This window comes from uncultured Thiothrix sp., from assembly GCF_937873765.1.
Lineage (GTDB): Bacteria > Pseudomonadota > Gammaproteobacteria > Thiotrichales > Thiotrichaceae > Thiolinea.
This window is the reverse complement of record NZ_CALMZC010000014.1, coordinates 104,514-129,775: the sequence shown is the minus strand read 5'-3', so window position 1 is coordinate 129,775 and position 25,262 is coordinate 104,514. Positions and strand designations below refer to the sequence as shown.

The window sequence follows — 25,262 nt, the reverse complement described above, 5'->3', positions numbered from 1 at the left end:
TTATCCCTTTAAACTATGCAGGTCTTCGACATTAATCGAACGTCGATTACGGAAAATCGTCACCAGAATTGCTAAGCCAATCGCTGACTCAGCCGCTGCAACGGTCAAGATAAAGAAGACAAACACTTGTCCATCTAGGTTATTCATGAAATGCGAAAAGGCAACAAAGTTTAAATTCACTGAAAGCAACAATAATTCGATGCACATCAGCAAAATCAGAATATTTTTCCGATTCAGGAAAATACCAGCAACACTAATCGCGAACAGCAAGGCTGACACAATCAAGTAATGGGTCAAGTTTATCACTACACACAACTCCCGTTACTGTTCATGATTACTCACTTTTCATCTTAACTAAACGCACGCGATCTTCACGCTTAACACGCACTTGCTGATCAATATCCTGAGTCTTCGCTGCTTGATCCGCTGCATCGCGCTTACGTAAAGTCAGAAGAATCGCGGCAATCACTGCCACTAACAGCACTACTGCCGCAATTTCAAAAGGATATAAATAATGCGTGTAAAGTAACTCACCTAGTGCTTCAGCATTATTAAAATCAGCAGGAATATCCGGTGCTACATAACGTTCACTGTCAAAATTAGAACGTTGCAAAACCATAATCATTTCTAGAGCTACCATGCCTGCAACCCCCAAACCGATCGGCAGATAGCGAATAAAACCTTCTCGCTCGACAATTTTGAGATCCAACATCATGATCACGAAAAGAAACAAGACCATGACAGCACCAACATAGACCAGAATTAAAGCGATGGCTAAGAACTCAGCTTCCATCAACAACCATAAAGCCGTCATAGTGAAGAAAGCCAAGATCAAACTTAAAGCCGAATACACTGGATTACGCGCTACCACCACACCGATCGCAGCGAGGAGTAACACCGCAGTAAACCAATAAAACAAAATCTGCTCAAACATTATCTCGTCACTCCGTTAGCGGTAAGGGGCATCCGCTGCTTTCATCCGAGCGATTTCAGCTTCATATTTATCACCAATCGCTAACAGCTTTTGCTTGTTGATGATGTTCTCTCCGCGATTTTCAAAGTGATATTCGAAAAGACTGGTTTCTACAATGGCATCTACAGGGCAAGCTTCTTCACAGAAACCACAATAAATGCACTTAAACATATCGATGTCATAGCGTGTGGTGCGACGAGTCCCATCAGGGCGTTCCTCTAGCTCAATTTTAATCGCTAGGGCTGGACAAACTGCCTCACATAACTTGCAAGCAATACAGCGCTCTTCCCCATTTGGATAGCGGCGCAAAGCATGATGACCTCGGAAACGAGGTGATAAAGGCGTCTTTTCTTCTGGATATTGAATGGTAATTTTATTACGGTCGAACAAATACTTGCCCGTTACTCGCATCCCCTTCAATAACTCATTTAAAGAGAAGGTTTTCCAGTAATGTTTTAAGCTGTCTTTCAAAGGAACACCCATGTCAGACTCCTTACAGCCAAGGCTGCCAGCCGAGGGCGACAGCGATAATTTCAAAAAAGATCCAAACGAAAGTAACCGGAATTAATACCTTCCAGCCCAAACGCATAATCTGGTCATAGCGATAGCGTGGAAAAGTTGCCCGGAACCAGAGATAAAGTAGCAAGAAGAAGGCGATTTTCAGCGCTAACCAATGAATGCCATTCCCAAAAAACAAACCGATGACGGGAATATTGATTAAAAAATCCAAACCTTGGAAAGGTGAAAGCCAACCACCTAAGAACATGATTGAGGTCAGAGCCGAGATCATAATCATATTCGCGTATTCGGCTAAGAAGAACAACGCGAAGGCGATCCCAGAATACTCAACATGGAAACCTGCGACGATTTCAGATTCACCTTCAGCCACGTCAAAAGGCGCACGGTTGGTTTCAGCCACACCTGAAATAAAATAGACGATAAATAAACCAAACAGCGGCCATGCAAACCAAGAAAAAATACTGCCTGACTGGGCACGCACAATATCATTTAAGTTCAAGCTATTAGAAGCAATCAGAACCCCACCTAGCGCAAAGCCCATCGCAATTTCATACGATACCATCTGTGCACCAATCCGCATGGCACTCAACATAGAATACTTTGAGTTGGAAGCCCAGCCTGCAATTATAATCCCATAAACCCCTAAAGAAGACAGCGCCAGAATAAAGAGTAGCCCGGCGTTAATATCCGCTAAGACCATATTTTCGGAAAATGGAATCACTACCCAAGCTGAAAAAGCAGGCGCTAAGGCTAAAATAGGTGCAAGTAAGAATAAATAGCGATCCGATTTAGTCGGAATAATAACTTCTTTTAGCAGGAGCTTAACCGTATCAGCAAAGGGCTGTAACAAACCACGCGGCCCTACCCGATTCGGCCCCATTCGCCCCTGCATAAAACCGATAACTTTGCGCTCAGCATAAGTGGTGTAAGCCACCGTCAGAATCAGGGGGATAACAACTGCCACAATTTGCAACAGAATGACAATCACGATCCGTAAGGTTTCAGGGACTGCATACCATAGTGAGCTAATAAACTCCATTGCTTAACCCTTATCGACCATGATTGACCCAAACGCAGCCCCTAAGGCTCGCGCCACCTCAGTCGCTGACTGCACCCATACACAACCTTTCGGCACTGCCTCATCGGCTTCTGCTGGCAATTGCACATAACTATCGCCTTGCCCTAGTCGCACTAAGTCACCGGCAACAATCCCTAAGCGCTCCATATCAGCTAGATGCATACGCACTACTGGCGAGGCTAACATCGCTTGCAAAGATTTAGCACGCCGCACTAACGCGTCCGTACGATACAGCGGTACATCACCAATCCGCTGCATGGTGTTCGCGTCTTGCTTAGCAACTACTAAAGGCGCGGATAATTGACCCATAGCGGTTAGTGGCACAGCTTGTAGTTCTAATTTCAGTTCAGCCACAATTTCGCTAGTTTCGACATAATCAAAATCTGGCAGATTCAAAGCATTGCCTAAGACACGCAAAACTTTCCACAGGGGACGTACTTCACCGGGAGGATTGACTACCCCTTTAAAGGATTGCCACAAACCTTCAGCATTAATCAGCGTGCCAGAAGTTTCAACAAAGGTCGAAGTCGGCAAAAGCACGGTGGCATAATCACGCGCTTGCGTATCTGCAAAAGGCGCGAAGACAATAACATTTTTAGCTGCACGCAAAGCTTTAAGTACTTGCTGAGGATTAGCAAAATCATCTAACTCAGCATTCATTAAAACAACGGTTGTGAGATTTTTGTCATCTAAAGCTGCACTCACAGGCAAGCCGGGGGCTGCAATAGCTTCACCTGCTAAACCGCGATGAGGTAACACACCAACCAAGTTAGCAGCAAGACTATTCGCTTCTGGCAAATAACCCAATTTGGCTCCTGTTGCTTGCGCTAATACCGTTGCTAGACTGCGTAAACTAGAAAAAGCTGGATGCTGTACGGCCATCTGCCCTAGCAAAATTAGCGAATTTGGAGCCTTAAAATTTTCAACTTGACTCTTTGCAGTGTCACTGATTTCCACACTAGCGAGTAAATCAGCTAATACTGTTGGCGCAGCTTGACTCGCTGCCTCTAAAGCAGCTTTGACTAACACTGCAAGTTCAGTCACCATCGCTAAGGGCGCAGCCACAATCTGCTCAGCAGTATAGTTGAAAGCGAGTTTACGCGGCGTTAAAGCTAAAACTTTTGCACCTGCTAAACTCGCCTTTCGAAGCCGATAATTCAACATGGGCTGATCATGACGTGGATTCGCACCAATCAGGAAAATCGCTTGCTGCTGTTCTAATTCGGTGAAACTCACCCCTAAACCAGAAGGCACAAAGGCTTGATCGCTGAAATCGACTTGACGTAAGCGATGGTCAATATTCTTGATATTCAGAGCGCGTAGCAATTTTTGGAAAAGGAAAAACTCTTCTAAAGTAGAACTTGGCCCTGCAAAAGCTGCGACATTAAAAGCTAGCTGCTTACGTAAAATACTTGAAACAGCATCTAAAGCCTCTTGCCAACTGACTTTTTTCCAGTGACCATCACGCTTAATTTGTGGCTTTAATAAACGCTCTTGGCTGTGTAAACCTTCATAGCTGAAGCGATCCCGATCTGAAATCCAGCATTCATTAATCGCCTCATTCTCACGTGGGACTACCCGTACAACCTTGCCACGCGCAGTATGTACGTGAATATTCGAGCCTACACAATCGTGTGGTGCAATGCTGTCATACGAACGCAGTTCCCAAGGGCGTGCTGTGTAACGCGAAGGCTTAGCGGTTAAAGCACCTACTGGACAAACATCAATGATATTGCCAGATAATTCAGAGGTGACTGTCTTGGCTACATAAGTACCAATTTCAGTGTACTGACTACGACCGGTTGCACCTAACTCACGCATGCCCGCGATTTCCTCACCGAATCGCACACAACGGGTGCAGTGAATGCAACGTGTCATCGCAGTTTCGATTAGAGGCCCAATGTCTTTATCGCGCACCACTCGCTTGATTTCGACATACTCAGAAGTGCTATTGCCAAAACCAACCGATAGATCCTGTAACTCACACTCCCCCCCTTGATCGCAAATCGGGCAATCTAAAGGGTGGTTAATGAGTAAAAACTCCATCACATCTTTTTGTGCTGCACGCGCTTTGGGTGAATTCGTCCAAACTTTCATCCCTGCCATAATCGGTGTAGCACAAGCTGGCATGGGTTTGGGCGCTTTTTCAACTTCAACTAGGCACATCCGGCAGTTTGCAGCAACCGAAAGTTTTTTGTGATAGCAAAAACGAGGAACCGTAATACCAGCAGCATCCGTAGCAGCAATCAGCATGCTACCGGGGCGGGCTTGCAAGGTTTGGCCATTCACTTCAAAGCTGACTAATTCATCACTCATGCTGCCCCCTTCATCGCAGGAGCATCCATCCTACTACGGCCATATTGCACGTAGTGCTCAAACTCTGGGCGGAAATGCTTAATAAAACTCCAAACTGGCATGGCAGCCGCATCTCCTAAAGCACAGATAGTACGGCCTTCAATCTTATGCGACACCGCTTCAAGGCGCTCAATATCCGCCATCGTGCCTTTACCTTCGATCATGCGGGTGAGCATCCGGTACAGCCAACCCGTCCCTTCACGACAGGGTGTACACTGACCACAGGACTCAAAATGATAAAAGCGTGACAAACGCTGCAAAACCTTCACCATATCGGTGGTCTCATCCATCACAATCACAGCGCCTGAACCTAACATCGATCCCCCTTTAGAGATCGAGTCATAGTCCATATTCAGCTCTAACATAATTTCTGCAGGCACAACCGGCACTGAAGAACCACCCGGAATAACGGCTTTGAGCTGATGGCCTTTACGCACACCACCCGCCATCTCTAAAAGCTCACGGAAAGGTGTACCTAAACCAATCTCGTAGTTACCAGGTCGATTCACATGACCGGAAACAGAGAACAGCTTTTCACCACCCGCATTCTTTACCCCTAAACTGGCAAACCAATCACCACCATTCCGCAGAATAGTTGGTACAGAGGATAAAGTTTCGACATTATTAATCGTGGTCGGGCGACCGTATAGACCAAAACTCGCTGGGAAAGGTGGCTTAAAACGTGGCTGACCTTTCTTACCTTCTAAAGACTCCAGTAAGGCTGTTTCTTCACCACAGATATAAGCACCTGCACCGAGTGACCCATAAATATCAACATCAATGCCGCTACCAAGAATATTTTTACCGAGTAAACCGGCTGCATAAGCTTCGCGCACCGCTTGCTCAAAGCGCAGGAAAGGCTCATCCATAAACTCACCGCGCATATAGTTATAGGCAACCGTCGCACCAATGCAGTAAGCGCCAATCGCCATCCCCTCCACTAAAGCATGCGGATTGAAACGTAGAATATCGCGGTCTTTACAAGTACCCGGCTCAGATTCATCACCATTACAAACTAAATACTTTTGTCCCGGCATAGTGCGTGGCATAAAACTCCACTTCATCCCTGTCGGAAAGCCCGCACCACCGCGCCCACGTAAGCCCGATTTTTTGATCTCATCAATCACTTCAGTCTGTGGTGTTTTATTAGCAAGAATCTTTTTCCAAGACTCATAGCCACCAATCTTTAGGTAATTTTCATAAGTATGCGATTGGTCGCCAAACTGACGGGTACTAAAACAAACTTGATTGGCCATGCTTACTCCAATCCATCAAGGATGCTATCGACTTTTTCAGGCGTCAGCTCCGTGTAGTAAACGTGATTGACTTGCATCATCGGCGCACCACAGCAAGCCGCTAAGCACTCTTCTTCACGTTTGAGATAAAATTTGTGATCGGGTGTAGATTCACCTAAGCGTACACCAAGCTTTTTCTCGATATGAGCCAGAATGTCATCCGCCCCGCTCAACATGCAGGAGATATTAGTGCAAACCGAAATACTATGGCGAGCAGCAGCACGTTCATCCGTCTCAAACATCGAGTAGAAACTCGCCACTTCATAGACAGCAATCGGTGGCAAACCTAGATAAGTAGCCACTGCGTCCATTTTGGGCACTGATAAATAATGATCTTCATGCATCACTGCACGCAGTGCACCTAACAGTGCCGATTGGCGTTGATCAGCTGGATAACGTGCTAACCAGCTATCAATTTCATCCCGCTCATGAGCAGATAAAACCACCGCTTTATCTGAAGTATCTGCAGCCGTCATTAACGGTCTACCTCCCCGAAGACGATATCTTGGGAACCAATAATCGCCACAACATCCGACAACATATGTCCACGCGCCATTTCATTCATCCCCGACAAATGCGCAAAACCGGGCGCGCGAATCTTTAAACGATAGGGCTTATTCGCCCCATCTGAAATTAAGTAACAAGCAAACTCACCTTTAGGGTGCTCAATCGCAGCATAAGCTTCACCTGCAGGCAAACAATAACCTTCAGTCATCAGTTTAAAGTGATGGATTAAAGCCTCCATATCGTGCTTCATATCTGCACGCTTAGGAGGGGTAACTTTATGATTACCTGAACGAACAGGGCCTGGATGATGACGTAGCCAATCAATACACTGCTTAATAATCCGATTCGACTGACGAAACTCCTCAATCCGCACTAGATAACGGTCATAAGAATCACCGTTTGTACCGACTGGAATATCAAAATCAACTTGCGAATAAGCGGCATAAGGTTGTTTTTTACGTAAATCCCATTCAATTCCAGAACCTCGTAACATCGGCCCGGTAAAACCCATTTGCAGAGCACGTTCTGGAGACACCACACCGACACCGACTAAACGCTGCTTCCAAATCCGATTATCAGTCAGCAGGGTTTCATATTCATCCACCTTACTTGGAAACCGATTCGTAAAATCCTCAAGGAAATCCAGTAAGCTGCCTTGGCGGTTGGCGTTTTGGCGTTTGACTTCAGCCTCATCGCGCCAACGCGTTTTTTCATACTGCGGCATGCTATCGGGCAAATCACGGTTCACACCACCAGGACGATAGTAAGTGGCATGTAAACGTGCACCGGATACCGCCTCGTAAGCATCCATCAAATCCTCGCGCTCACGGAATGCATACAGAAACATCGTCATCGCGCCTACATCGAGGCTATGACCTGCAATCCAAAGCAAGTGATTGAGAATACGGGTAATTTCATCAAACATCGTGCGGATATACTGTGCACGAATTGGCACTTCAATACCTAAAAGCTTTTCAATCGCGAGTACATAGCCATGCTCATTGCACATCATGGATACATAGTCCAAACGATCCATGTAGCCAATGCTTTGATTATACGGTTTACTTTCAACGAGTTTTTCAGTGCCGCGATGTAAGAGACCGATATGTGGATCAGCCCGCACAATCATCTCCCCGTCCATCTCTAAAACTAGACGCAGTACACCATGCGCAGCTGGATGAGCCGGACCGAAGTTCAGTGTAAAGTTACGAATCTCTGGCATTAGTTATCGCGCTCCTGCGAAGCAATAGAAGGCTGATCTTGGCGAATAACTCGTGGCACGTTAGGCTGAGTAACAATAGAAACTGGCTCATAAATCACCCGCTTTTGCAGTGGGTCATAACGCATTTCAACTTGTCCAGCCAAAGGGAAATCTTTACGTAAAGGATGACCAATGAAGCCATAATCTGTCAAAATACGGCGCAAATCTGGATGATGGTTGAACATAATCCCAAACAAATCGAAAGCTTCACGCTCATACCAATTAGCAGAATTCCAAATGCGCACTACGGACGGCACCACCGGATAGGCACTATCCTCGCAGAAAGTACGCAAGCGAATCCGCATATTGCGTTTAATCGATAAGAGATGCAGCACGACCGCAAAACGTTTGCCAGCTTCGGCTTCACTCGGCTCATCTTTAAGCTTGACTTGATCAAAATCAAAAAGATCGACATCAGCTACTTGTACTGCACGGCTAAAGCCAGTAGAGCTAGCCTGCGTATCCCATTCGGCTTGGCCGTAAGCGATATAATCCACACCGCAAAGATCTGACAATTGCTCAAATTGAGTCTGCTCATCATGACGCAGAAAATTGCACACATCTAACCAACTACGCACTGGAATTTCTAAAGTCAGCTCGCCCAAGGCTAAAACACTAGAAGTAAACTTACCCGCTAGATGCGTATTTAAATAAACTTGTAGCTCTTCGATTTTTGAACTCATGATAGCTGCCGTGCAATCGTACTGGTGCGCCGGATCTTATTCTGCAATTGCAAAATACCATAAATCAAAGCTTCGGCCGTGGGTGGGCAACCGGGCACATAAATATCAACTGGCAATACCCGATCACAACCGCGCATGACTGCATACGAATCATGATAATAGCCGCCACCATTTGCACAGGATCCCATCGAGATCACCCAACGTGGCTCAGCCATCTGGTCATAAACTTTGCGTAATGCAGGAGCCATTTTATTGGTCAGTGTACCCGCAACAATCATCACATCGGATTGACGAGGACTCGGACGGAAGATAATCCCAAAGCGGTCAAGATCATAACGATCACCACCAGCTTGCATCATTTCCACTGCACAACAAGCTAAACCAAAGGTCACAGGCCACATAGAGCCAGTGCGCGCCCAATTAATGAGTTTATCAGCGGTCGTAGTCACGAAGCCCTTATCAAGGATACCTTCTATTCCCACTCCATTGCTCCCTTTTTCCACTCATAAACGAAGCCAATCCCTAGAATACCTAAGAAGACACACATAGCGATCAAACCTGCCGCCCCTATTTTATCGAGCACAATAGCCCAAGAAAAGAGATAGGCAATTTCCAAGTCAAAGATAATGAAGAGGATAGCAACTAAGTAATAACGGATATCGAAGCGGATCCGCGCATCTTCAAATGCTTCAAAACCGCATTCAAAAGGAGAGTCTTTCGCCGGATCAGGGCGACGCGGCCCCACTAATAAACCAAGCGACAGAAGCACGACGGCAAGGCCAATGCCGACCGCAAGAAATATAAATACTGGCAAATAGGCCTGCAACATTGCTGACTCCTGACAACTTTCCAGCTTTGTACTGCTTAATTATTGAGCAACACTCACCTTAGCTCGGATTTTGTGTACTGCAGCAGAACTATATAGAAGGAATGACCAAAAGACTACCCCATAAGAAATATATGTATGCACTCTGCAAAATTATCTAATTGGGTACTTTACAAATTTCGTTTTCTCGTCTTCACTGCCTAGGACAAGCAAACCCATACGTTTAGACATCCATTAGCTCAGTACTGAACACTTAGCAACTACAAGGATTTGGCAAGGCTGATATTTTTTTAGCTCTTGCTCAGACTTACTGAGCAAGAACCAAAATATGATTAAACGCTCAAGGAGCTATCTAGTGAGAGTCTAGGAGCTTCTGCTCTGGAACTTGTTCGATACTGGGCAGTGGCTGATTAGCAATGGCTAATTCAAAAGCTTTTAAACGCTTATAGATCGACAACAATTCAACAATGGTTGTCCACGAGTTCACCAAATATTGGAAAGAATCCTGTACCCGTCCAAATGCACGCAAGATTTGCTGCATCACCCCTAAAGTGAAACCACCAGCAATAATGGTGGGGCCAAGTGCGATATAAGGAACGAGTACGCCCACTTGTAAATAACTATAACGTGCTACATTGAAATATAAATAGTTGAAATATAGGCGAAAATAGTTTTTGCGCACATCAATAAATAAATCCTTAATAACGGGTGGGCTAGCACGATTAATATTATCCTCCCCATAGACTAGCTCTTTACGATAGGCTGCCTCCACACGCTGGTTTTTAAACTCTAAACCAGGCAAACGGATCCCTACTAAGGCTAACAAACCAGTTCCAAAAATTGACCAAATCAAAGCAACCCAAACCAAAGCATGGGCAATTTCACCCACCACTGGCAAAGCTTTTACATGAACAGACAACGCCCATAAAATCGGCAAGAAAGCGATCAAAGTCATTACCGAATCGATCAAGCTAACTCCTAAGCTTTCCATGATGCTTGAAAAGCGCATGGTATCTTCTTGCACACGCTGAGAAGCCCCCTCGATATGCCGTACTCGCGACCACATGCCGGTATAATAATCATTCATGGCTGTCCGCCAGCGAAAAATCCAATGACTCACAAAAAACCGCGTAAACACCGACAAAGTTACTGCAATCAAGGCAATCTGGCCAAAGGTTAGTAATTGCCCATAATAATCTTCGGCAGTAATGCTATTCGGTTTACCTAGAGCTTGTTGGATAGAATCATAAAAACCACCAAACCAATCATTAATCATCACATCCAAGTGCACTTGGAACCAAGTCACAAACACGATTAAAGCCATGCCTAAGACCGACCAGCGCGCCCATTTATGTGGCGAGATATATAGCCAAACACCGACAAAGAGTGCGTAGCAATAGAACATGTATTGATAAAACCAAAAATCAGCCCCCGGATTGACGGATGGTTCAGCGGCAGCAGCTCCCTCAGCAGGTGGAAGAGGCGGTACATAATCATAACCAAATAAGCCGCCAAAACTTAAATGTTGGCCTAAGGACTCCCCCCAAAAAAACCAAGTGAGTACGCAAACCAGCGACCACAGCGCAAAGCTCCAAAAAAACAATTTGGGGTTCGGGAAAAAAGACTTAAACATGAAGATGCTCCCTACTGCTTATTAAGATCCTTTAGATATCAGCTATTGGGCAAAAGACGCCTTAATAGCGTGCTACTGACCCACTCCTCACCTGTCAGCAAATAGTGCAATGCTTTTTGATTCTGTGTCGCCCATTGTATCTGCTTATAAGCTTGATAAGGTGCACACATGAGGATGCGATCACCCGCTTGTAGCAAAGCTTCCTCATCCGGTAGTAATAAAAAAGTATCAACACGTTTTAATAACAGCGGAATAATCGGTAAAGTGTGCTCGCGCTGTTCAGGGTGTGCAATCACATACTTAAGGGATACGCGGTGACCTGCTACACAGGCACTATATAAAGCAGGCGAATAACGCGGCGTAATCTTAGTTTCCCACAAATAAGGTAGTTTATCTTGCGTGATACCAATAATTCGGCTCAGGAGCTGATCCACCCAAACTTTATCTTCCTGTTGCGCTAGACGCAGGAAATCTCGAGTCATAGGTGTTCTTAATAAGGTGAATACTTGGTGTGCTATCACATCACCGCGATTCATAGTTAAGTGAAAGTGAGCACGTTCAAAAATAAGATTATTATCCTGCTGATTTTGCCGTGCTACCATAAACAATTTAGCGTTGAGTTCGCGTGCGGTCATCAATACCGAAAGATTGATCGCATCATCACTGGTGGCAGCAATAATTCCTACTGCAGAGTCGATGTTCGCTAATTGCAGCGACTTCATGTTTGCTTGCAAACCAATGATGCTCTGCTCCGGTAAATCTTCTGCATCCGTTTTTGGGTCGATTACTTGTACTGGAATTCCTGCAGCATGCAGACGCCGATACACCGCTTGTCCAAAGCGCCCATAACCAATCAGCACCCATGCACCTCGTTTAGGGAACGCAGAATCCTGTAGGGGCTGATTGGGAATCCCAGTGAGCCATTCATTCAACCAATAATGGCTCGGCTTAGTCATTAGCATTTCTAAGCGCTCAGCAAACACCTCAAAAGGACTAATGACTTCATTATCCCCAAAGGAACTAATTGAATTTATAAATTCGGGGCTTTCAGCGCGTGCAATCAAGCGTAAATGGGGTTTAAACAATTCGGTACTTAAGGCAATCAGTAAATTGGCTTGATCCGAATCCGTGAGGGCAATCACCCCCTTGCAATAAATATTGAGTACACCGGCTTCTTCTAATATCACTGGCTTAGAAGCATCGGCAGCTAAACCTAAAGGACGTCCTAATATGTCACGCATCTGAAGTTCATTGATGCGATTTTCATCTTTATCCAGAACAACGGTACGTACCCCCTCCTGCCCTAAGGCTTGTACCAAGCGAGCACCCGTATCCCCATAACCACATACCAGATAGAAAGGTTCACGTAATAACTTAACTTGGCTACGAAATTTAGATTCTCGGCGCAAACGATAAATAGCTGGGTCCTGTATCACCGATAACAGCGAGCCTATGCTATACAACCAGCCAATCACACTAGCGTAGATGGTTACGGTCGTCCACATGCGTTGCGCATCAGTAAAAGCATAGGGAATTTCGCCAAAACCAATAGTGGATGCCATGTAGCTGACGAAATAAAAGGCATGGAAATAGGACATCATCCATATATTGCCGTCATTATCTCGCCCCGGAATTAGCACAAAACCCACTATTGAAACGGCATAGATCAGAATCAGCGTGATCAACGGCACTCGCAAGCGCTTGAGCAAAATATAATAAATATTGGGTCGAGACATTAACGACGAATACTTAAAGTTTCAGCCACTAGTAACACTACTGAAACAATATTAGCTAATAGTGCTCCGCCAGAAATCGATACCACTGCCACCATGGCGGCTGGAGTGACTCCATCAGGGCTAATATGGGCTGCCCACCCCCAAATCACTGCGGCGATTAAAAGCTGAATATCAGCAACCAAACTGGTGGCAAAGAAAATGGCGCCCATATGGGTACTATCCCCAAATTTCAGCACAGTGGTAATCATGCTAACAATCAAGGCAGCAAAGAGAATAAAGGTATTGTGATACAGTGGATTAGTCATATCACCTACAAAAAAAGCAAAGTTCAAAGTTAAGGCCAACACAATGAAGAAGCCAAATACTACTTTTTCTAAATTCATCTTCGCATCCAAGAAGCACTGAGTAGGCAGAAGCATACCAGCTCTACTTCAGCACTCCCAGCCTTAGCCAGCATTTGAGTCAAGCTACCGCAATGAGTATGATCAGCCCCAATTAAGCTTGAGCCTTAAACTGATGCGTATTCCCCGTTTTTACTGTCCCTGCCTACTAACTGTCGAGCAGTCGCTTACCTTACCTGAAGAGGTTTTTCGTCATGCGATTCAAGTCTTGCGCTTACAAGTGGGCGAATCACTGCTGCTATTTAATGGCGAAGGTGGCGAGTATTTGGCTAATCTCACTGAGATTAATAAACGCTCAGCAACTGTGCTGATCCAGAGCTTTGACCCAAGTGAACGTGAATCCTCATTAGCACTGACTTTAGTTCAAGCCTTAGTTAAACCGGACAAAATGGATTTTGCTTTACAGAAAGCCGTCGAATTAGGCATGAGTGCGTTCCAGCCCCTCATTACCCAACGCAGTGTGGTGCGGACTGATAAAGAAAAAATCGAAAAAAAACTCCAGCATTGGCAAGCCGTGACGATTAGCGCTTGTGAACAATCAGGGCGTACAAGACTTCCGAAAATCTATGCCCCACAAACTTTGGATCAATACCTTAGTGAGTTGAGTGACAGCACCACTTATTTGCTATTAGCTCCGGAAAGCACTCAGGATTTAAGCCAAGTCACTGTTAGAACTAATCACTTGGCGGTTCTCATCGGCCCAGAAGGTGGCTTCACTACTGAAGAAGTCGAGGCTTGCTTAGCGGCAAAGATGCAAGGCATCGCTTTAGGTAAGCGTATTTTGCGCGCTGAAACCGCCAGCACCAGTGTCTTAGCGATTTTACAACTATTGCACGGTGATTTAGGGATTTAACTGCCTAATTGTTTTTCTATCGCAGCAAAATACTCATCGACATTTAAAGTAGGCTTTAAGCGTAAATCCCAAGCGCTCAGATTGCGATTAAACTCTGCCTGCCCAGTAAACTCATGCCCTAGCGTCCATTGATCAGTTAAATCCATCGCCTGATAAACTAACAGCGGCGCACTAAACAAGAGTGCTACACCAAAAGCTGACCAGTGTTCTGCATGATGTATCATACGAATATAGCTGTAAAACAATAAGGGGATCAGCAAAAAATTACTGAGCAATAATAAACTATCCAAAGGCCAATTCGCGGTAAACAGATAATTCAGTGCATGCCCCACTTCACCCAACAAATGAGGCACCAACATACACAAAGCAACTAAACCTAAAGCTGGAAAAAACTCCCAGCGCTGATTCGCTAAACGACTGATCCCCGCAATCAGTAAAGCTAAGGCGAGCATACCGAGAATATAGGGCATGACACTACTTAAGTAATACACCAGTTCTTTGGTAAAAATACTTTGCAAATAGGCTTCAAAAAAGAAAGCTAAGATAGTAATAAGAGCTAAACTCAATGCACAAAACGAACAACAAAATACTCGCGACCAGCCACGGCAGTTATTAACACGAGTTTGTGCGACTTGCATGCTGTTAGTTAGCAAACGTATACGCCGGTTACCTAACTTTAGATTCACTGGTTGCGTTAATGTCAAGCTAGCTGATTGCAAACGCTTGCCATTCAAACGGCTACCATTTTCTCTTGATAAATTACGAAACAACAAAACCCCTGTATCATGTTGATCAATCTCTAAATGATAGGGCGAAATGGTAGGATCCGAGAGGATAATATCATTATCTAAAGCGCGACCAATACGTACTGGAAATTTCGTCAATCGAAAATACTGATTGAGTGGTCGCATTTGAATTTCAAATAACAAGTTAGCTAATTCTGCCATTGGAAATTCTCAAACATTTTTTTCACTAAACTAATAGATTCTTTGAAATCAACACCAGTGATAAATAGCTCGAATAAAAAACCTTGCCGCTTTTGGCTAACCATAGCACCTGTAACTAGCACATCACTTAAACCTTGATAGCGGATATAGCCACGGCGACAAATGGTCATTTTAAATGTTTGGTTGGCAATAGCGAGGAAATTAGTCGAGCATTTAAAGGCACTCACATTTTCTTTAGTTGTTTTATTATCCGTTTCATCCATATTTTGTGCTTCATACATGCGATAAAACCGTGGTGGAATCATTTTATCACTGTCATACCAAGTATATTGATATTGCATATTACCAACACTGAGCTTGTCATCTAAGTAAATTTCGCGCTCATTTGAGCAATTCACCGAAATAACATTGACTAAACCATGATCTTCATTACTTTCGCTACCATCCCAGCAGTTAATGGTTTTATCTAGGCGGCTTGGAACCTTAAAATTCCCTACGGAAACTAATTTCCAAGGGTTACTGCGCATACGCTGCAGCATCTCAGTAGTGCTAAAGTTTAATTGCCGCACGATAGATTCATGCAAATTAGGGCGTGGCTTGAAGTCAGTCAACCTAAGTTGAGCCAGTAAATCATTTAGATATTCACTCGCTACTAAAAAGCTCACCGCATTACCCGCCGTCGCTACATTCACGCCGACTACCGCACCGTGCTCATTGAGGGCAGGCCCCCCACTCATCCCAGAGTTTAGATTGCCTGAAAATAAGATATTTTTATCTTCACTTTCGGTTAGCAATCCATTATTTGTGCCAGTTACCACCGAAAAGCCTAAACCCAGTGGATTCCCAAACGCATATAAGGTCGCACCCTTTTCCGGAAGCGCAGCCGTTTTAAGTGGTTTACCTAACTCTTTGTCTGCAACCAAGACCGCTAGATCATGCAAAACATCGACATCAATCAACTCCAGCAAGCCCGTTGCGCCATTAGTCGCCAAATACTCCATTGAATAATTGTCTGGGTCATTGATATAAGCACTGACCACATGATAATTAGTAGCGAGTAAATTCGGGCGTTCAATCACAAAGCCTGAGCCAATTGTGCGCTTATGACCCGTTTTGCGATTGATAATCCTCACCTGATAAATCGACTGTTGGACTTCAGCATACAAACTTGACGAGCGATCTACAGCCTGCACACTGACAGGCTGCCAAAGAAAACCTAAAATCAGTAATAAACAGCAGAGTCTTGGTAGCTGACTATAGTAATAATTGCCTATACCAATCACAAAAACCTCGAATCACGACCCTTCGTTTATTTCAACAGCGTAAATACCTCGCGGGCGGCAGCGATAGTTGTATTTATATCCTCTGCTGAATGCGCAGTTGACATAAAGCCCGCTTCAAACGCAGACGGTGCAAGGTAAACGCCACGCTCTAACATGCCATGAAAGAAACGATTAAACTTTGGCACATCACAATTGGTTGCTTGTCGATAACTAGTCACTTGGGGTTCATGGGTGAAAAACAAACCAAACATTCCACCTATTTGTGTAGTCGTAAACGGAAGCTGGGATTCCTCCGCAGCCGTCTGTATACCTGAGACCAGTTGAGTGGTCTTAGAGTTCAACTGTGTATAAAAATCCTGACGGCTAATAATTTCCATCATTTTCAGGCCTGCCGCCATCGCAATCGGATTTCCTGAGAGCGTACCTGCTTGATAAACCGCACCTAAAGGCGACAATTTCGACATAATGTCACGTCGCCCACCAAATGCTCCCACTGGCATGCCACCACCAATGATTTTGCCTAAGGTCGTCAGATCAGGCTTAATGCCATATAACTCCTGAGCACCACCCAGCGCTACCCTAAAGCCGGTCATGACTTCATCGAAAATTAAGACCGTGCCGTGTTCATTACAAACGGCTCGCAAGGTTTCCAAAAAGCCCGGCACTGGCGGAATACAATTCATATTCCCACAGACCGGTTCAACAATAATGCAGGCAATTTCTTGGCCGCGTGCTGCAAAAACTTCACGTACTTGCGCACTGTCATTAAAATTGAGGGTTAGGGTGTATTGTGCAAGTTCAGCCGGTACACCGGGAGAGCTAGGCTGACCAAAGGTCAATAAACCCGAACCAGCTTTCACTAATAAAGAGTCACCATGACCATGATACCCCCCTTCAAATTTCACAATGAAATTCCGCCCGGTAAAACCACGCGCTAAGCGAATCGCTGACATCGTGGCTTCAGTGCCTGAACTGACCATGCGCAGCATTTCCATCGAGGGCATGATTTCATTAATTTTTTCCGCCATCTGCACCTCTTGTTCAGTCGGTGCACCATAGCTTAAGCCTAATAGCGCCGCCTCACGCACGACCTCCACTACTTCAGGATGGGCATGCCCAGCAATCATCGGCCCCCATGAACCGATATAATCAATATAACGCTGCCCGTCGACATCAAATAAATAAGCCCCTTCCGCACGAGCAATAAAACGCGGCGTGCCACCTACTCCACGAAAGGCACGTACGGGGGAGTTCACCCCACCCGGAATGGTTTTTTGGGCTTGTTGGAATAAGGATTCAGACTTGCTCATGACGGGACCTCTTAAGCGTAGACAGATACAGAAAGAATCGGGAGAATTAGCCGCTAGCTACCCTCTAAAAAGACGCTGCAAAAAGACGCTGCATTGTGAATTAATCAAGCGATACTGTCCAACCTTAGTGCGCAGAGAAGAAAATATCCCCATAAGAAGCTGCCGTCTCAGTGGCACTGTTATCGCTATCGCTCATCAAAGCAACGCCATCAATAGCTTGAATATCCACACCTAATAAGCTTTGGAAATCTGCGCGCACATTGCGCTTTTCAGTGACCCAGACACCCGTTTTATCCTGTTTACCGCGCACTGCTAACATATGCGCATTCTTAGGTAAATAAGCATTCCCCCAAGCACTGCCGCGTGCTGAACTAGCAGACCAAACATAATTGACGGCTTTTGAATTCCACACCAACAAACCACCGTCGACAATTACATAAATCCGCGCTGCATAATCATCACCTGCTTTAGTTTGCTCATTTAATGGGGGTAGCGCTTGATCAACCCGCCATGACCAGTTTAAAAATGGGGTCTTCGTTAAATCGACTTTAATTTTGCGAGTTAAACCAGAAGCAGCCGCCTTCGCCTGTGCCTTCAAAACCCAGCGTTGCCCCTCTTTTACCAGTTGATACTGGGTTTGACCCTTAAAAGTCTTAGTTTCCCAAGCCTTCAATTGTTGATTAGCAAAATCACTAATGACAACTTTCGACTCAGCCGCGATTAAAGACGTGCTTAATAAGCCAACAAACCCTAAAATCCCTATCCATACTTTCATGCTGTATACCCATTGATAATAATTAAAGCCTAGCTTTGCATCTAATACGCGACTGAGATACGTATAGATGCAATCACTTAGTGAGGAAACCACTCAGCACTTTATGAAACATTTAGTCTTAATCGGCGGGGGGCATGCGCATTTAGCAGTTTTGAAGGCATTAGCTCAACAACCCAATCCCAAACTGCGCTTGAGCTTAATCACACCGGCACTCAGTCAAACTTATTCAGGAATGCTTCCGGGCTGGTTAGCGGGGCATTACCACTTAGCTGATTGCCAAATCAATCTACGCCCGCTAGTCACAGTCATTGGGGGGGAGCTGATTCTTGATCAGGCTACACAGCTCAATACCGATCAACAGCTCATAAAAACGGTAGGCGGTCGAGTACTTGCTTATGATTTACTCTCGATCAATACCGGCAGCGAAACGGCTTTACCCGCTTCTATAGCTAGCGAAAATGTCCTAGCGATTCGCCCTTTAGAGGGTTTAATCAAAGCATGGCCGCAGCTACTCAAACAGGCTCAACAGCAGCCTGCTTACCAACTAGCCGTTTTAGGTGGGGGGGCTGCCGGCGTAGAACTCGCTTTTGCTATTCAATATGCCTTTCAGCAACAATCAGCAGCAGCACAAGTACATTTGGTCGCACCGCAATTATTAGCCGATCATGCACCAGCTGTACAAAAACGCGTGCATAAAAAACTCTTGGAAGCAGGGATACAATGGCATGCCAGTCGTGCACAGCTTGAACCGACTGGCTTAATTCTTAACATAGGTGTAAACCTGCCAGTACATCAAGTACTTGCAGCGACCGGAGCCAAAGCAGCAAGGTGGCTAAGTAGCTCTGGTTTAGCCCTAGACTCAGCGGGGTATATTAAAGTTAATCCACAACATCAAAGCCTTTCCCATCCCAATATCTTTGCAGCCGGTGATGTGTGCTCGCGCCCTGAACCCACGTTTGGGCGCTCTGGCGTGCATGCTGTGTATGCGGGTAAGGTTTTAGCCCATAATTTACCCGCTTATCTCGCCCAAACACCACTACGCAGTTATCGCCCCAAACAATGCTCCCTGTATTTATTAGCCACTGGCTCCAAAACAGCGATTGCCTCATGGGGAGGTTTTAGTGCCAGCGGCGCTTGGGTATGGTGCTGGAAAAATCATATTGATCAAAGCTTTATGCAGCAATACAGAAGCCATAGCACTGAATTACACGCCAGCGAGCAGCAACTATGAAGAAGATTTTATTCCTGCTGATCTGTACGGGTGTAATCGTTTTATTCTTTGCCTTAGATTTAGATCGCTATTTCACTTTAGAGCAGCTAAAAGCGAGTCAAACTCAATTTGCGACTTGGCAAGCAGCCCATCCTTACTTAGTCGCGCTGGCTTATTTTTGCCTTTATATCCTGATTACGGCTTTATCTTTACCCGGTGCTGCTATTTTAACCTTAGCAGGAGGAGCACTATTTGGTTTATGGCAAGGTCTAGTCCTCGTCTCCTTTGCTTCCAGCATTGGGGCTACCCTAGCTTTCTTAGCCTCACGCTATTTATTTCGCGCATCCGTAGAACAGCGCTTTAGCAAACAGCTCAAGGCAATTAATCAAGGCATTACTAAAGAAGGTGCGTTTTATCTCTTCACCCTGCGCTTAGTGCCACTGTTCCCGTTCTTTATTATTAACTTACTCATGGGTTTGACCCAATTACCTACCCGTACTTTCTATTGGGTGAGCCAACTAGGCATGCTAGCGGGTACGCTAGTGTATGTGAATGCAGGGACACAACTTGCGCAAATTACCAGCTTACCAGCTATTCTAGCGCCTAGCCTGATTGTGTCTTTTACGCTACTTGGCCTGTTTCCTTGGATCGCCAAAGCCTTATTAAGCTTTATCCAAAAACGACATATCTATAAAAACTTCAAGCGACCCGTAAAATTTGACCGGAATTTAATTGTCATTGGTGCGGGTGCTGCAGGTTTGGTTTCAGCTTATATTGCAGCGGCAGTCAAGGCGAAAGTGACTTTAATTGAAGCCCATAAAATGGGGGGTGACTGCTTAAACTATGGCTGTGTCCCTAGCAAAGCACTGATTAAAACCGCCAAACTAGTTCAGCAAATCCAACAGTCTGCCGACTACGGAATTGCTACTAACCCGCCTAAAATTAATTTTCGACAGGTAATGCAACGTGTTCAAGCAGTGATTCGTGCTATCGAACCTCACGATAGTGTCGAACGCTACAACCAACTGGGCGTAGAAGTTATTCAAGGCTATGCCAAGCTCATCGATCCGTGGACGGTGGAAATTAAACTACAGGATGGCAGCACACAGACGCGTAGCGCACGCAGCCTTATTTTAGCCACAGGTGCGCGAGCGGTAGTGCCTGCTATTCCGGGCTTAGAAGCCTCCGCTTATGTCACTAGCGATACCTTATGGGAACGCTTTGCTGAGCTAGAAGCTGCTCCGCAACGGCTGGCTATTCTGGGTGGAGGGCCGATTGGTTGCGAGCTTGCTCAAGCTTTTGCGCGCCTTGGTTCGCAAGTGACGATTATTGAAAAAGCTGAACGCATTCTTGCGCGTGAAGATCGGGATGTAGCACAACTTGTTGCACAATCTTTAAGCGCTGATGGAGTCAAACTGCTCACCGCCCATCAAGCTTTGCGCTTTGTAGGGGAAGCTGAGAACAAAACCCTTGTGGTTGAGCATCAAGGTCAAGAGCACAGTATTCCTTATGATCAAGTGATTTTAGCACTCGGCCGCAAAGCACGCTTGACTGGTTTTGGCTTAGAAAGCTTAGGTCTTTCAACTGAACACAAGCTGATAAGTAATGAGTATTTGGAAACTTTATTTCCGCATATTTATGCAGCGGGCGATGTAGTGGGGTCTTATCAATTTACCCATGTCGCAGCCCATCAAGCGTGGTATGCCAGCGTGAATGCTTTATTTGGCGTTTTCAAACGTTTTAAAGTGGATTATCGGGTCATTCCACGTGTCACTTTTGTCGATCCAGAAATCGCCACAGTGGGCTTCAATGAGCAAGAGGCGCAAGCACAAAATATTAGCTATGAACTTAGTAAGTTTGAACTAGGTGAGTTAGATCGAGCCATCGCCGATGGCAACACTCAAGGTTTTATTAAAGTCCTCACCGTGCCTCATAAAGATAAAATTTTAGGGGTGACTATTGTGGGTGCTCAAGCTGGAGAGCTGTTGGCCGAATATGTGTTGGCGATGAAGCAGGGGCTAGGTTTGAACCAAATTCTCGGCACTATTCATAGTTACCCTACCCTTGCCGAAGCCAATAAATATGTAGCAGGCACTTGGAAGCGCCAGCATGCACCAGAAGTGCTCTTAGCTTGGATTGCCCGCTACCATACGTGGCGCCGTGGCTAAGAATCAATCATAAACTAGGAAATCAGACATGCCTTTTAAAAGTTTAAGTTTAGTGGGCTTAGTACTCGTCAGTAGTGTTAGTTTAACGACCCATGCGGCTGAAGATTGGAGCAAGATCGAACAAGCGGCTAAAGGCCAAACCGTGTATTTCAATGCTTGGGGTGGCGGTGAAGCTATTAATCAATATATCGACTGGGCAGCCGAGCAAGCGAAGCAGCGCTACGCGATTACCGTGAAGCATGTAAAAATCACTGATGCGGCTGAAGTGGTCAAACGCATTCAAACCGAACAACAAGCAGGACGTACTAGTGATGGCTCAGTGGATTTAATCTGGGTCAATGGTGAAAATTTTAGTGCGCTCAAGCGGGAGCAATTGCTCTATGGACCTTGGGCGGAGCAACTACCTAACTGGGTGAATGTCGATACCACCAAGCCCGTGCAACAAGACTTTTCTGAAAGTACCGACGGTTTAGAAGCGCCTTGGGGCACTGCGCAACTTACTTTCATCGCCGACCGTAGCAAACTCCCCACGCCACCCGATTCAGCCGCCGCCTTATTAGTATTTGCTAAGCAAAATCCGGGGCGTGTCAGCTACCCGAAACCACCTAGTTTTCACGGCACCACCTTTCTTAAACAATTACTCTTGGAGCTAAACCCAGAGGCTAGTGTATTGGGCAAACCCGTGGAGGCTGAAGCCTTTGCTAAGCTCACTCAACCTTTATGGGCTTATTTAGATGAATTGCACAGCGTTGCTTGGCAACAGGGTAAAAGTTTCCCAGCCAGCGATGCTGAAATGCATCAAAAATTAGCAGATGGCGAGCTATTGATTTCTTTAAGCTTTAATCCAAATGAAGCCGCAAGCTTAATAGCGTCCAAGCGCTTACCAGAGACGGCTTATAGTTTTGGTTTTAAGAAAGGTACGATTGGCAATGTGCATTTCTTAGCGATTCCTTTCAATGCAAAAGCCAAAGAAGCCGCACAAGTCTTTGCCAACTTCCTACTGTCACCTGAGGCACAAGCACACAAAGCGGATCTAAAAACTTGGGGCGACCCTAGTGTTTTATTAGCCAGTAAACTACCGAATCAAGCGCTTAATCCGAGTGTGTTACCCACTGATGTACCCACGCTAGCCGAACCCCATGCAAGCTGGGTGGAGGCTTTAGAAAAAGAATGGATCAAGCGTTACGGTAGTTAAGCAAGGCATGCGGCTACTTGCTATGGATAGTGGGCTGAGCTGTGTAGCTTGGTTGGGTGTGTTACTTATTCTTGGGTTACCACTCTTAGGTTTAGTGCCGATCTTTGGTGCAGGTTTGCAGGCTAGCGCTTGGCAGTTGCTTTGGGCTGACCCACAAGTCATGCCGGCGTTAAAGCTGACTCTGTTTTCAGCCAGTCTTTCGACTATTTTGGCCTTACTACTCGCTTGTGCGCTCGTATTTTTATTTTACCCTGCAAAAACTTGGCAGCGCTTACAACAGCAAGCACCGATTTTTCTAGCTATTCCTCATGCTGCGTTTGCGATTGGCTTAGTGTTCTTGTTAGCGCCTTCTGGTTGGCTAGTACGTGTAGTTAGCCCTGTATTTGCTTGGACAGCCCCACCCACCGGGTTGATCACGACTCAAGACCCTTATGCCTTAAGTTTAAGCTTGGCGTTGCTGCTCAAAGAGACTTGGTTTCTACTGTGGGTGCTCACTGGTTTAATCAATCAGCAATGGCTTATGAAACAAAGTCTAGTCGCCCAAACTTTAGGCTATACCCGCTGGCAAGCGGGTTGGCAAATTTTATTTCCACAATTATTAAAGCCTTTAGCTTGGCCTTTATTAGCTGTGTTTGCTTATGGCTTATCGGTGGTAGATATGTCCTTGATTTTGGGGCCGTCGACTCCACCTACTTTAGCCGTATTAGCTTGGCAATGGTTTGCTGATCCTGACCCTAGTCAACAATTAAAAGCTCAAAGTTTAGCACTGCTATTAATTGGCTTATTAGTGCTGGGTGCTAGTTGCGCTTATTCGCTTTATAAGCTCTTACATACTCTACTCGCTAGACCTAAGGGGCGACGAAAGCGAGCGTATGGGACGTTTATTTTTAAGCCCTTAGTTAAATACTTAGTCACGCTACCATTTTGGTTAAGCCTAAGTTTATTAGTACTTTGGTCATTAGCAGATGGATGGTTTTTCCCACAAATCTTGCCAGCCAATCTTGGCCTTAACGCTTGGCAAAAAGCTGAACTTGAAACATTATTGCTTACCTTATTTATCGCCAGTTGCAGTATATTGATCAGTCTGCCTTTAGCTTTAATTTGGTTAGAATGGGGAAATAAACACCAAGCTTATTTATACCTGCCCTTAATTATTCCCGCACTCCCCTTTACAGCCGCCCAATACCAAATCGCCTTACTATTAAACTTAGATGGCAGTTTACTCGCCGTGATTTGGAGCCACTTAGCTTGGGTTTTACCTTATATGTTGTTGGTTTTGAGTGGCGCTTATCAAAGTTTGGATGCGCGTTATCTACTGACCGCTAAGACCTTAGGTTATAAGACTTGGCAAGCCTGCCTTTATATTAAATGGCCGCTCTTACTACGCCCGATCTTAGCAGCTTGTGCAGTAGGTTTTGCGGTGAGTGTGGCGCAATATTTACCTACTTTATTTGTCGGCGGTGGACGGATTGAAACCATCAGCACTGAGGCCGTCAGTTTAAGTTCAGGTGGCAATCGTTCGACCTTAGCCATACAAGCGGTTTTACAAACGCTCTTGCCTTTACTCGGTTTTATTTTAGCCAGTGGCTTAAGTCGTTGGTATGCTCGGCGACACCCCGGATTAAACTAATGCTTCAAGTTCAGCAGCTCAGTATTCAACAAACAAGCCAGACCTTAATTCAGAATCTTAGCTTTAAAGTACAACCGGGCGAGATATTGACGCTAATGGGCGCTTCAGGTGTTGGCAAATCAACTTTATTAGCTTGGATGATTGGTGCATTACCTGCGGCTTTCACCGCTACTGGTCAATGCTTATTAAACCAGCAGCGCATTGATATACTGCCAACCGAGCAGCGCCGCGTCGGTATTTTATTTCAAGATGATCTGCTCTTTCCGCATTTGAGTGTGGGAGCCAATTTAGCCTTTGCTTTGCCTGCAACAATTAAAGAACTAGACCGCCAGCAACGGATTGATACGGCACTTGAGCAAGCAGGTTTAGTTGGCTTTGCCAAACGTGATCCCAATAGTTTATCGGGTGGTCAACGGGCGCGGGTTAGTGTCTTGCGCGCTTTATTAGCCGAACCACAAGCACTGCTTCTAGATGAGCCTTTTTCACGTTTGGATGCAAAGTTAAGACAGCAATTTCGGAGCTTCGTGTTTGCCCAAATTACCCAGATGAAGATTCCTGCAGTACTCGTCACCCATGATCTAGCCGATGCCCCCAATAAGGACTGCATCATTCAGCTATAGGAGC

The 25,262-nt window shown here is 45.4% G+C and carries 24 protein-coding genes; 6 read left to right on the top strand and 18 right to left on the bottom strand.

Annotated elements, in window-relative coordinates:
• The 14 genes from nuoK to Q0307_RS03775 all read right to left on the bottom strand — a co-directional run bounded on the left by nuoK (position 1) and on the right by Q0307_RS03775 (position 13,249).
• On the bottom strand, positions 1–306 hold the full coding sequence (nuoK, locus tag Q0307_RS03840; protein ID WP_298656819.1) for an NADH-quinone oxidoreductase subunit NuoK: 306 nt from the start codon (positions 304–306) through the stop codon (positions 1–3).
• A gap of 28 nt (positions 307–334) precedes the next feature.
• Positions 335–934 carry an NADH-quinone oxidoreductase subunit J gene (locus Q0307_RS03835; RefSeq protein ID WP_298656816.1) on the bottom strand — a complete coding sequence of 200 codons (600 nt, stop codon included), beginning with the start codon at positions 932–934 and terminating at the stop codon, positions 335–337.
• A 15-nt stretch (positions 935–949) separates the two neighbouring features.
• Positions 950–1,456 carry an NADH-quinone oxidoreductase subunit NuoI gene (gene nuoI, locus Q0307_RS03830; RefSeq protein ID WP_298656813.1) on the bottom strand — a complete coding sequence of 169 codons (507 nt, stop codon included), beginning with the start codon at positions 1,454–1,456 and terminating at the stop codon, positions 950–952.
• Positions 1,457–1,466: 10 nt separating this feature from the next.
• The gene (gene nuoH, locus Q0307_RS03825; RefSeq protein WP_298656810.1) at positions 1,467–2,531 is read right to left on the bottom strand and encodes an NADH-quinone oxidoreductase subunit NuoH; all 1,065 of its coding nucleotides are present in this window, start codon (positions 2,529–2,531) and stop codon (positions 1,467–1,469) included.
• Between the two features lie 3 nt (positions 2,532–2,534).
• Positions 2,535–4,886 (bottom strand): NADH-quinone oxidoreductase subunit NuoG, encoded by a 2,352-nt coding sequence (gene nuoG / locus Q0307_RS03820; protein WP_298656807.1) that lies wholly within the window; start codon positions 4,884–4,886, stop codon positions 2,535–2,537.
• Positions 4,883–6,181: an NADH-quinone oxidoreductase subunit NuoF gene (nuoF, locus tag Q0307_RS03815; RefSeq protein ID WP_298656804.1), complete on the bottom strand. Its 1,299-nt coding sequence runs from the start codon at positions 6,179–6,181 to the stop codon at positions 4,883–4,885. Before nuoF ends, nuoG begins: the two co-directional genes overlap by 4 nt.
• 2 nt (positions 6,182–6,183) lie before the next feature.
• Entirely contained in the window at positions 6,184–6,696 is a 513-nt protein-coding gene (nuoE, locus tag Q0307_RS03810) for an NADH-quinone oxidoreductase subunit NuoE (RefSeq protein WP_298656802.1), read from the bottom strand.
• Positions 6,696–7,949: an NADH-quinone oxidoreductase subunit D gene (locus Q0307_RS03805; protein WP_298656799.1), complete on the bottom strand. Its 1,254-nt coding sequence runs from the start codon at positions 7,947–7,949 to the stop codon at positions 6,696–6,698. The genes nuoE and Q0307_RS03805 overlap by 1 nt, the downstream gene beginning before the upstream one ends.
• Complete coding sequence (locus tag Q0307_RS03800; protein ID WP_298656796.1) at positions 7,949–8,671, bottom strand: NADH-quinone oxidoreductase subunit C; 723 nt, start codon at positions 8,669–8,671, stop codon at positions 7,949–7,951. The genes Q0307_RS03805 and Q0307_RS03800 overlap by 1 nt, the downstream gene beginning before the upstream one ends.
• Positions 8,668–9,153: an NADH-quinone oxidoreductase subunit B family protein gene (locus tag Q0307_RS03795; protein ID WP_298656794.1), complete on the bottom strand. Its 486-nt coding sequence runs from the start codon at positions 9,151–9,153 to the stop codon at positions 8,668–8,670. Before Q0307_RS03795 ends, Q0307_RS03800 begins: the two co-directional genes overlap by 4 nt.
• Complete coding sequence (gene ndhC / locus Q0307_RS03790) at positions 9,144–9,500, bottom strand: NADH-quinone oxidoreductase subunit A (RefSeq protein ID WP_298656791.1); 357 nt, start codon at positions 9,498–9,500, stop codon at positions 9,144–9,146. Before ndhC ends, Q0307_RS03795 begins: the two co-directional genes overlap by 10 nt.
• Positions 9,501–9,849: 349 nt before the next feature.
• The gene (sbmA, locus tag Q0307_RS03785) at positions 9,850–11,130 is read right to left on the bottom strand and encodes a peptide antibiotic transporter SbmA (protein WP_298656789.1); all 1,281 of its coding nucleotides are present in this window, start codon (positions 11,128–11,130) and stop codon (positions 9,850–9,852) included.
• A gap of 38 nt (positions 11,131–11,168) precedes the next feature.
• Positions 11,169–12,866, bottom strand: coding sequence for a TrkA family potassium uptake protein (locus tag Q0307_RS03780; RefSeq protein WP_298656786.1), 1,698 nt, complete (start codon positions 12,864–12,866; stop codon positions 11,169–11,171).
• Complete coding sequence (locus Q0307_RS03775) at positions 12,866–13,249, bottom strand: DUF6394 family protein (RefSeq protein WP_298656784.1); 384 nt, start codon at positions 13,247–13,249, stop codon at positions 12,866–12,868. Before Q0307_RS03775 ends, Q0307_RS03780 begins: the two co-directional genes overlap by 1 nt.
• 133 nt (positions 13,250–13,382) lie before the next feature.
• Here Q0307_RS03775 and Q0307_RS03770 point away from each other — a divergent pair, with 133 nt between their 5' ends.
• A complete protein-coding gene (locus tag Q0307_RS03770) occupies positions 13,383–14,120 on the top strand; it encodes a 16S rRNA (uracil(1498)-N(3))-methyltransferase (RefSeq protein WP_298656781.1) in 738 nt (245 codons plus the stop codon).
• On the opposite strand, the gene Q0307_RS03765 is transcribed toward Q0307_RS03770, so the two are convergent.
• From Q0307_RS03765 to Q0307_RS03750, 4 genes are all read right to left on the bottom strand, one after another.
• Entirely contained in the window at positions 14,117–15,067 is a 951-nt protein-coding gene (locus Q0307_RS03765; RefSeq protein WP_298656779.1) for an FHA domain-containing protein, read from the bottom strand. The two genes, Q0307_RS03770 and Q0307_RS03765, sit on opposite strands and share 4 nt — an antisense overlap.
• Entirely contained in the window at positions 15,055–16,260 is a 1,206-nt protein-coding gene (locus tag Q0307_RS03760; RefSeq protein WP_298656776.1) for a serine protease, read from the bottom strand. The genes Q0307_RS03765 and Q0307_RS03760 overlap by 13 nt, the downstream gene beginning before the upstream one ends.
• A 116-nt stretch (positions 16,261–16,376) precedes the next feature.
• Positions 16,377–17,660, bottom strand: a complete 1,284-nt coding sequence (hemL, locus tag Q0307_RS03755) for a glutamate-1-semialdehyde 2,1-aminomutase (RefSeq protein WP_298656774.1) — start codon at positions 17,658–17,660, stop codon at positions 16,377–16,379.
• A gap of 124 nt (positions 17,661–17,784) precedes the next feature.
• Positions 17,785–18,435 carry a DUF3047 domain-containing protein gene (locus Q0307_RS03750; RefSeq protein WP_298656771.1) on the bottom strand — a complete coding sequence of 217 codons (651 nt, stop codon included), beginning with the start codon at positions 18,433–18,435 and terminating at the stop codon, positions 17,785–17,787.
• 67 nt (positions 18,436–18,502) lie between these two features.
• On the opposite strand from Q0307_RS03750, the gene Q0307_RS03745 reads away from it, so the two are divergent.
• The 5 genes from Q0307_RS03745 to Q0307_RS03725 are packed head-to-tail and all read left to right on the top strand — an operon-like array spanning position 18,503 to position 25,258.
• On the top strand, positions 18,503–19,666 hold the full coding sequence (locus Q0307_RS03745; protein ID WP_298656768.1) for an FAD-dependent oxidoreductase: 1,164 nt from the start codon (positions 18,503–18,505) through the stop codon (positions 19,664–19,666).
• Positions 19,663–21,813, top strand: coding sequence for an FAD-dependent oxidoreductase (locus tag Q0307_RS03740; protein WP_298656765.1), 2,151 nt, complete (start codon positions 19,663–19,665; stop codon positions 21,811–21,813). The genes Q0307_RS03745 and Q0307_RS03740 overlap by 4 nt, the downstream gene beginning before the upstream one ends.
• 28 nt (positions 21,814–21,841) lie before the next feature.
• Positions 21,842–23,008, top strand: a complete 1,167-nt coding sequence (locus Q0307_RS03735) for an ABC transporter substrate-binding protein (RefSeq protein WP_298656761.1) — start codon at positions 21,842–21,844, stop codon at positions 23,006–23,008.
• Positions 23,009–23,030: 22 nt separating this feature from the next.
• The gene (locus Q0307_RS03730) at positions 23,031–24,638 is read left to right on the top strand and encodes a hypothetical protein (protein ID WP_298656758.1); all 1,608 of its coding nucleotides are present in this window, start codon (positions 23,031–23,033) and stop codon (positions 24,636–24,638) included.
• Positions 24,638–25,258, top strand: coding sequence for an ATP-binding cassette domain-containing protein (locus tag Q0307_RS03725; RefSeq protein WP_298656756.1), 621 nt, complete (start codon positions 24,638–24,640; stop codon positions 25,256–25,258). Before Q0307_RS03730 ends, Q0307_RS03725 begins: the two co-directional genes overlap by 1 nt.
• The last annotated feature ends 4 nt before the right edge of the window (positions 25,259–25,262 follow it).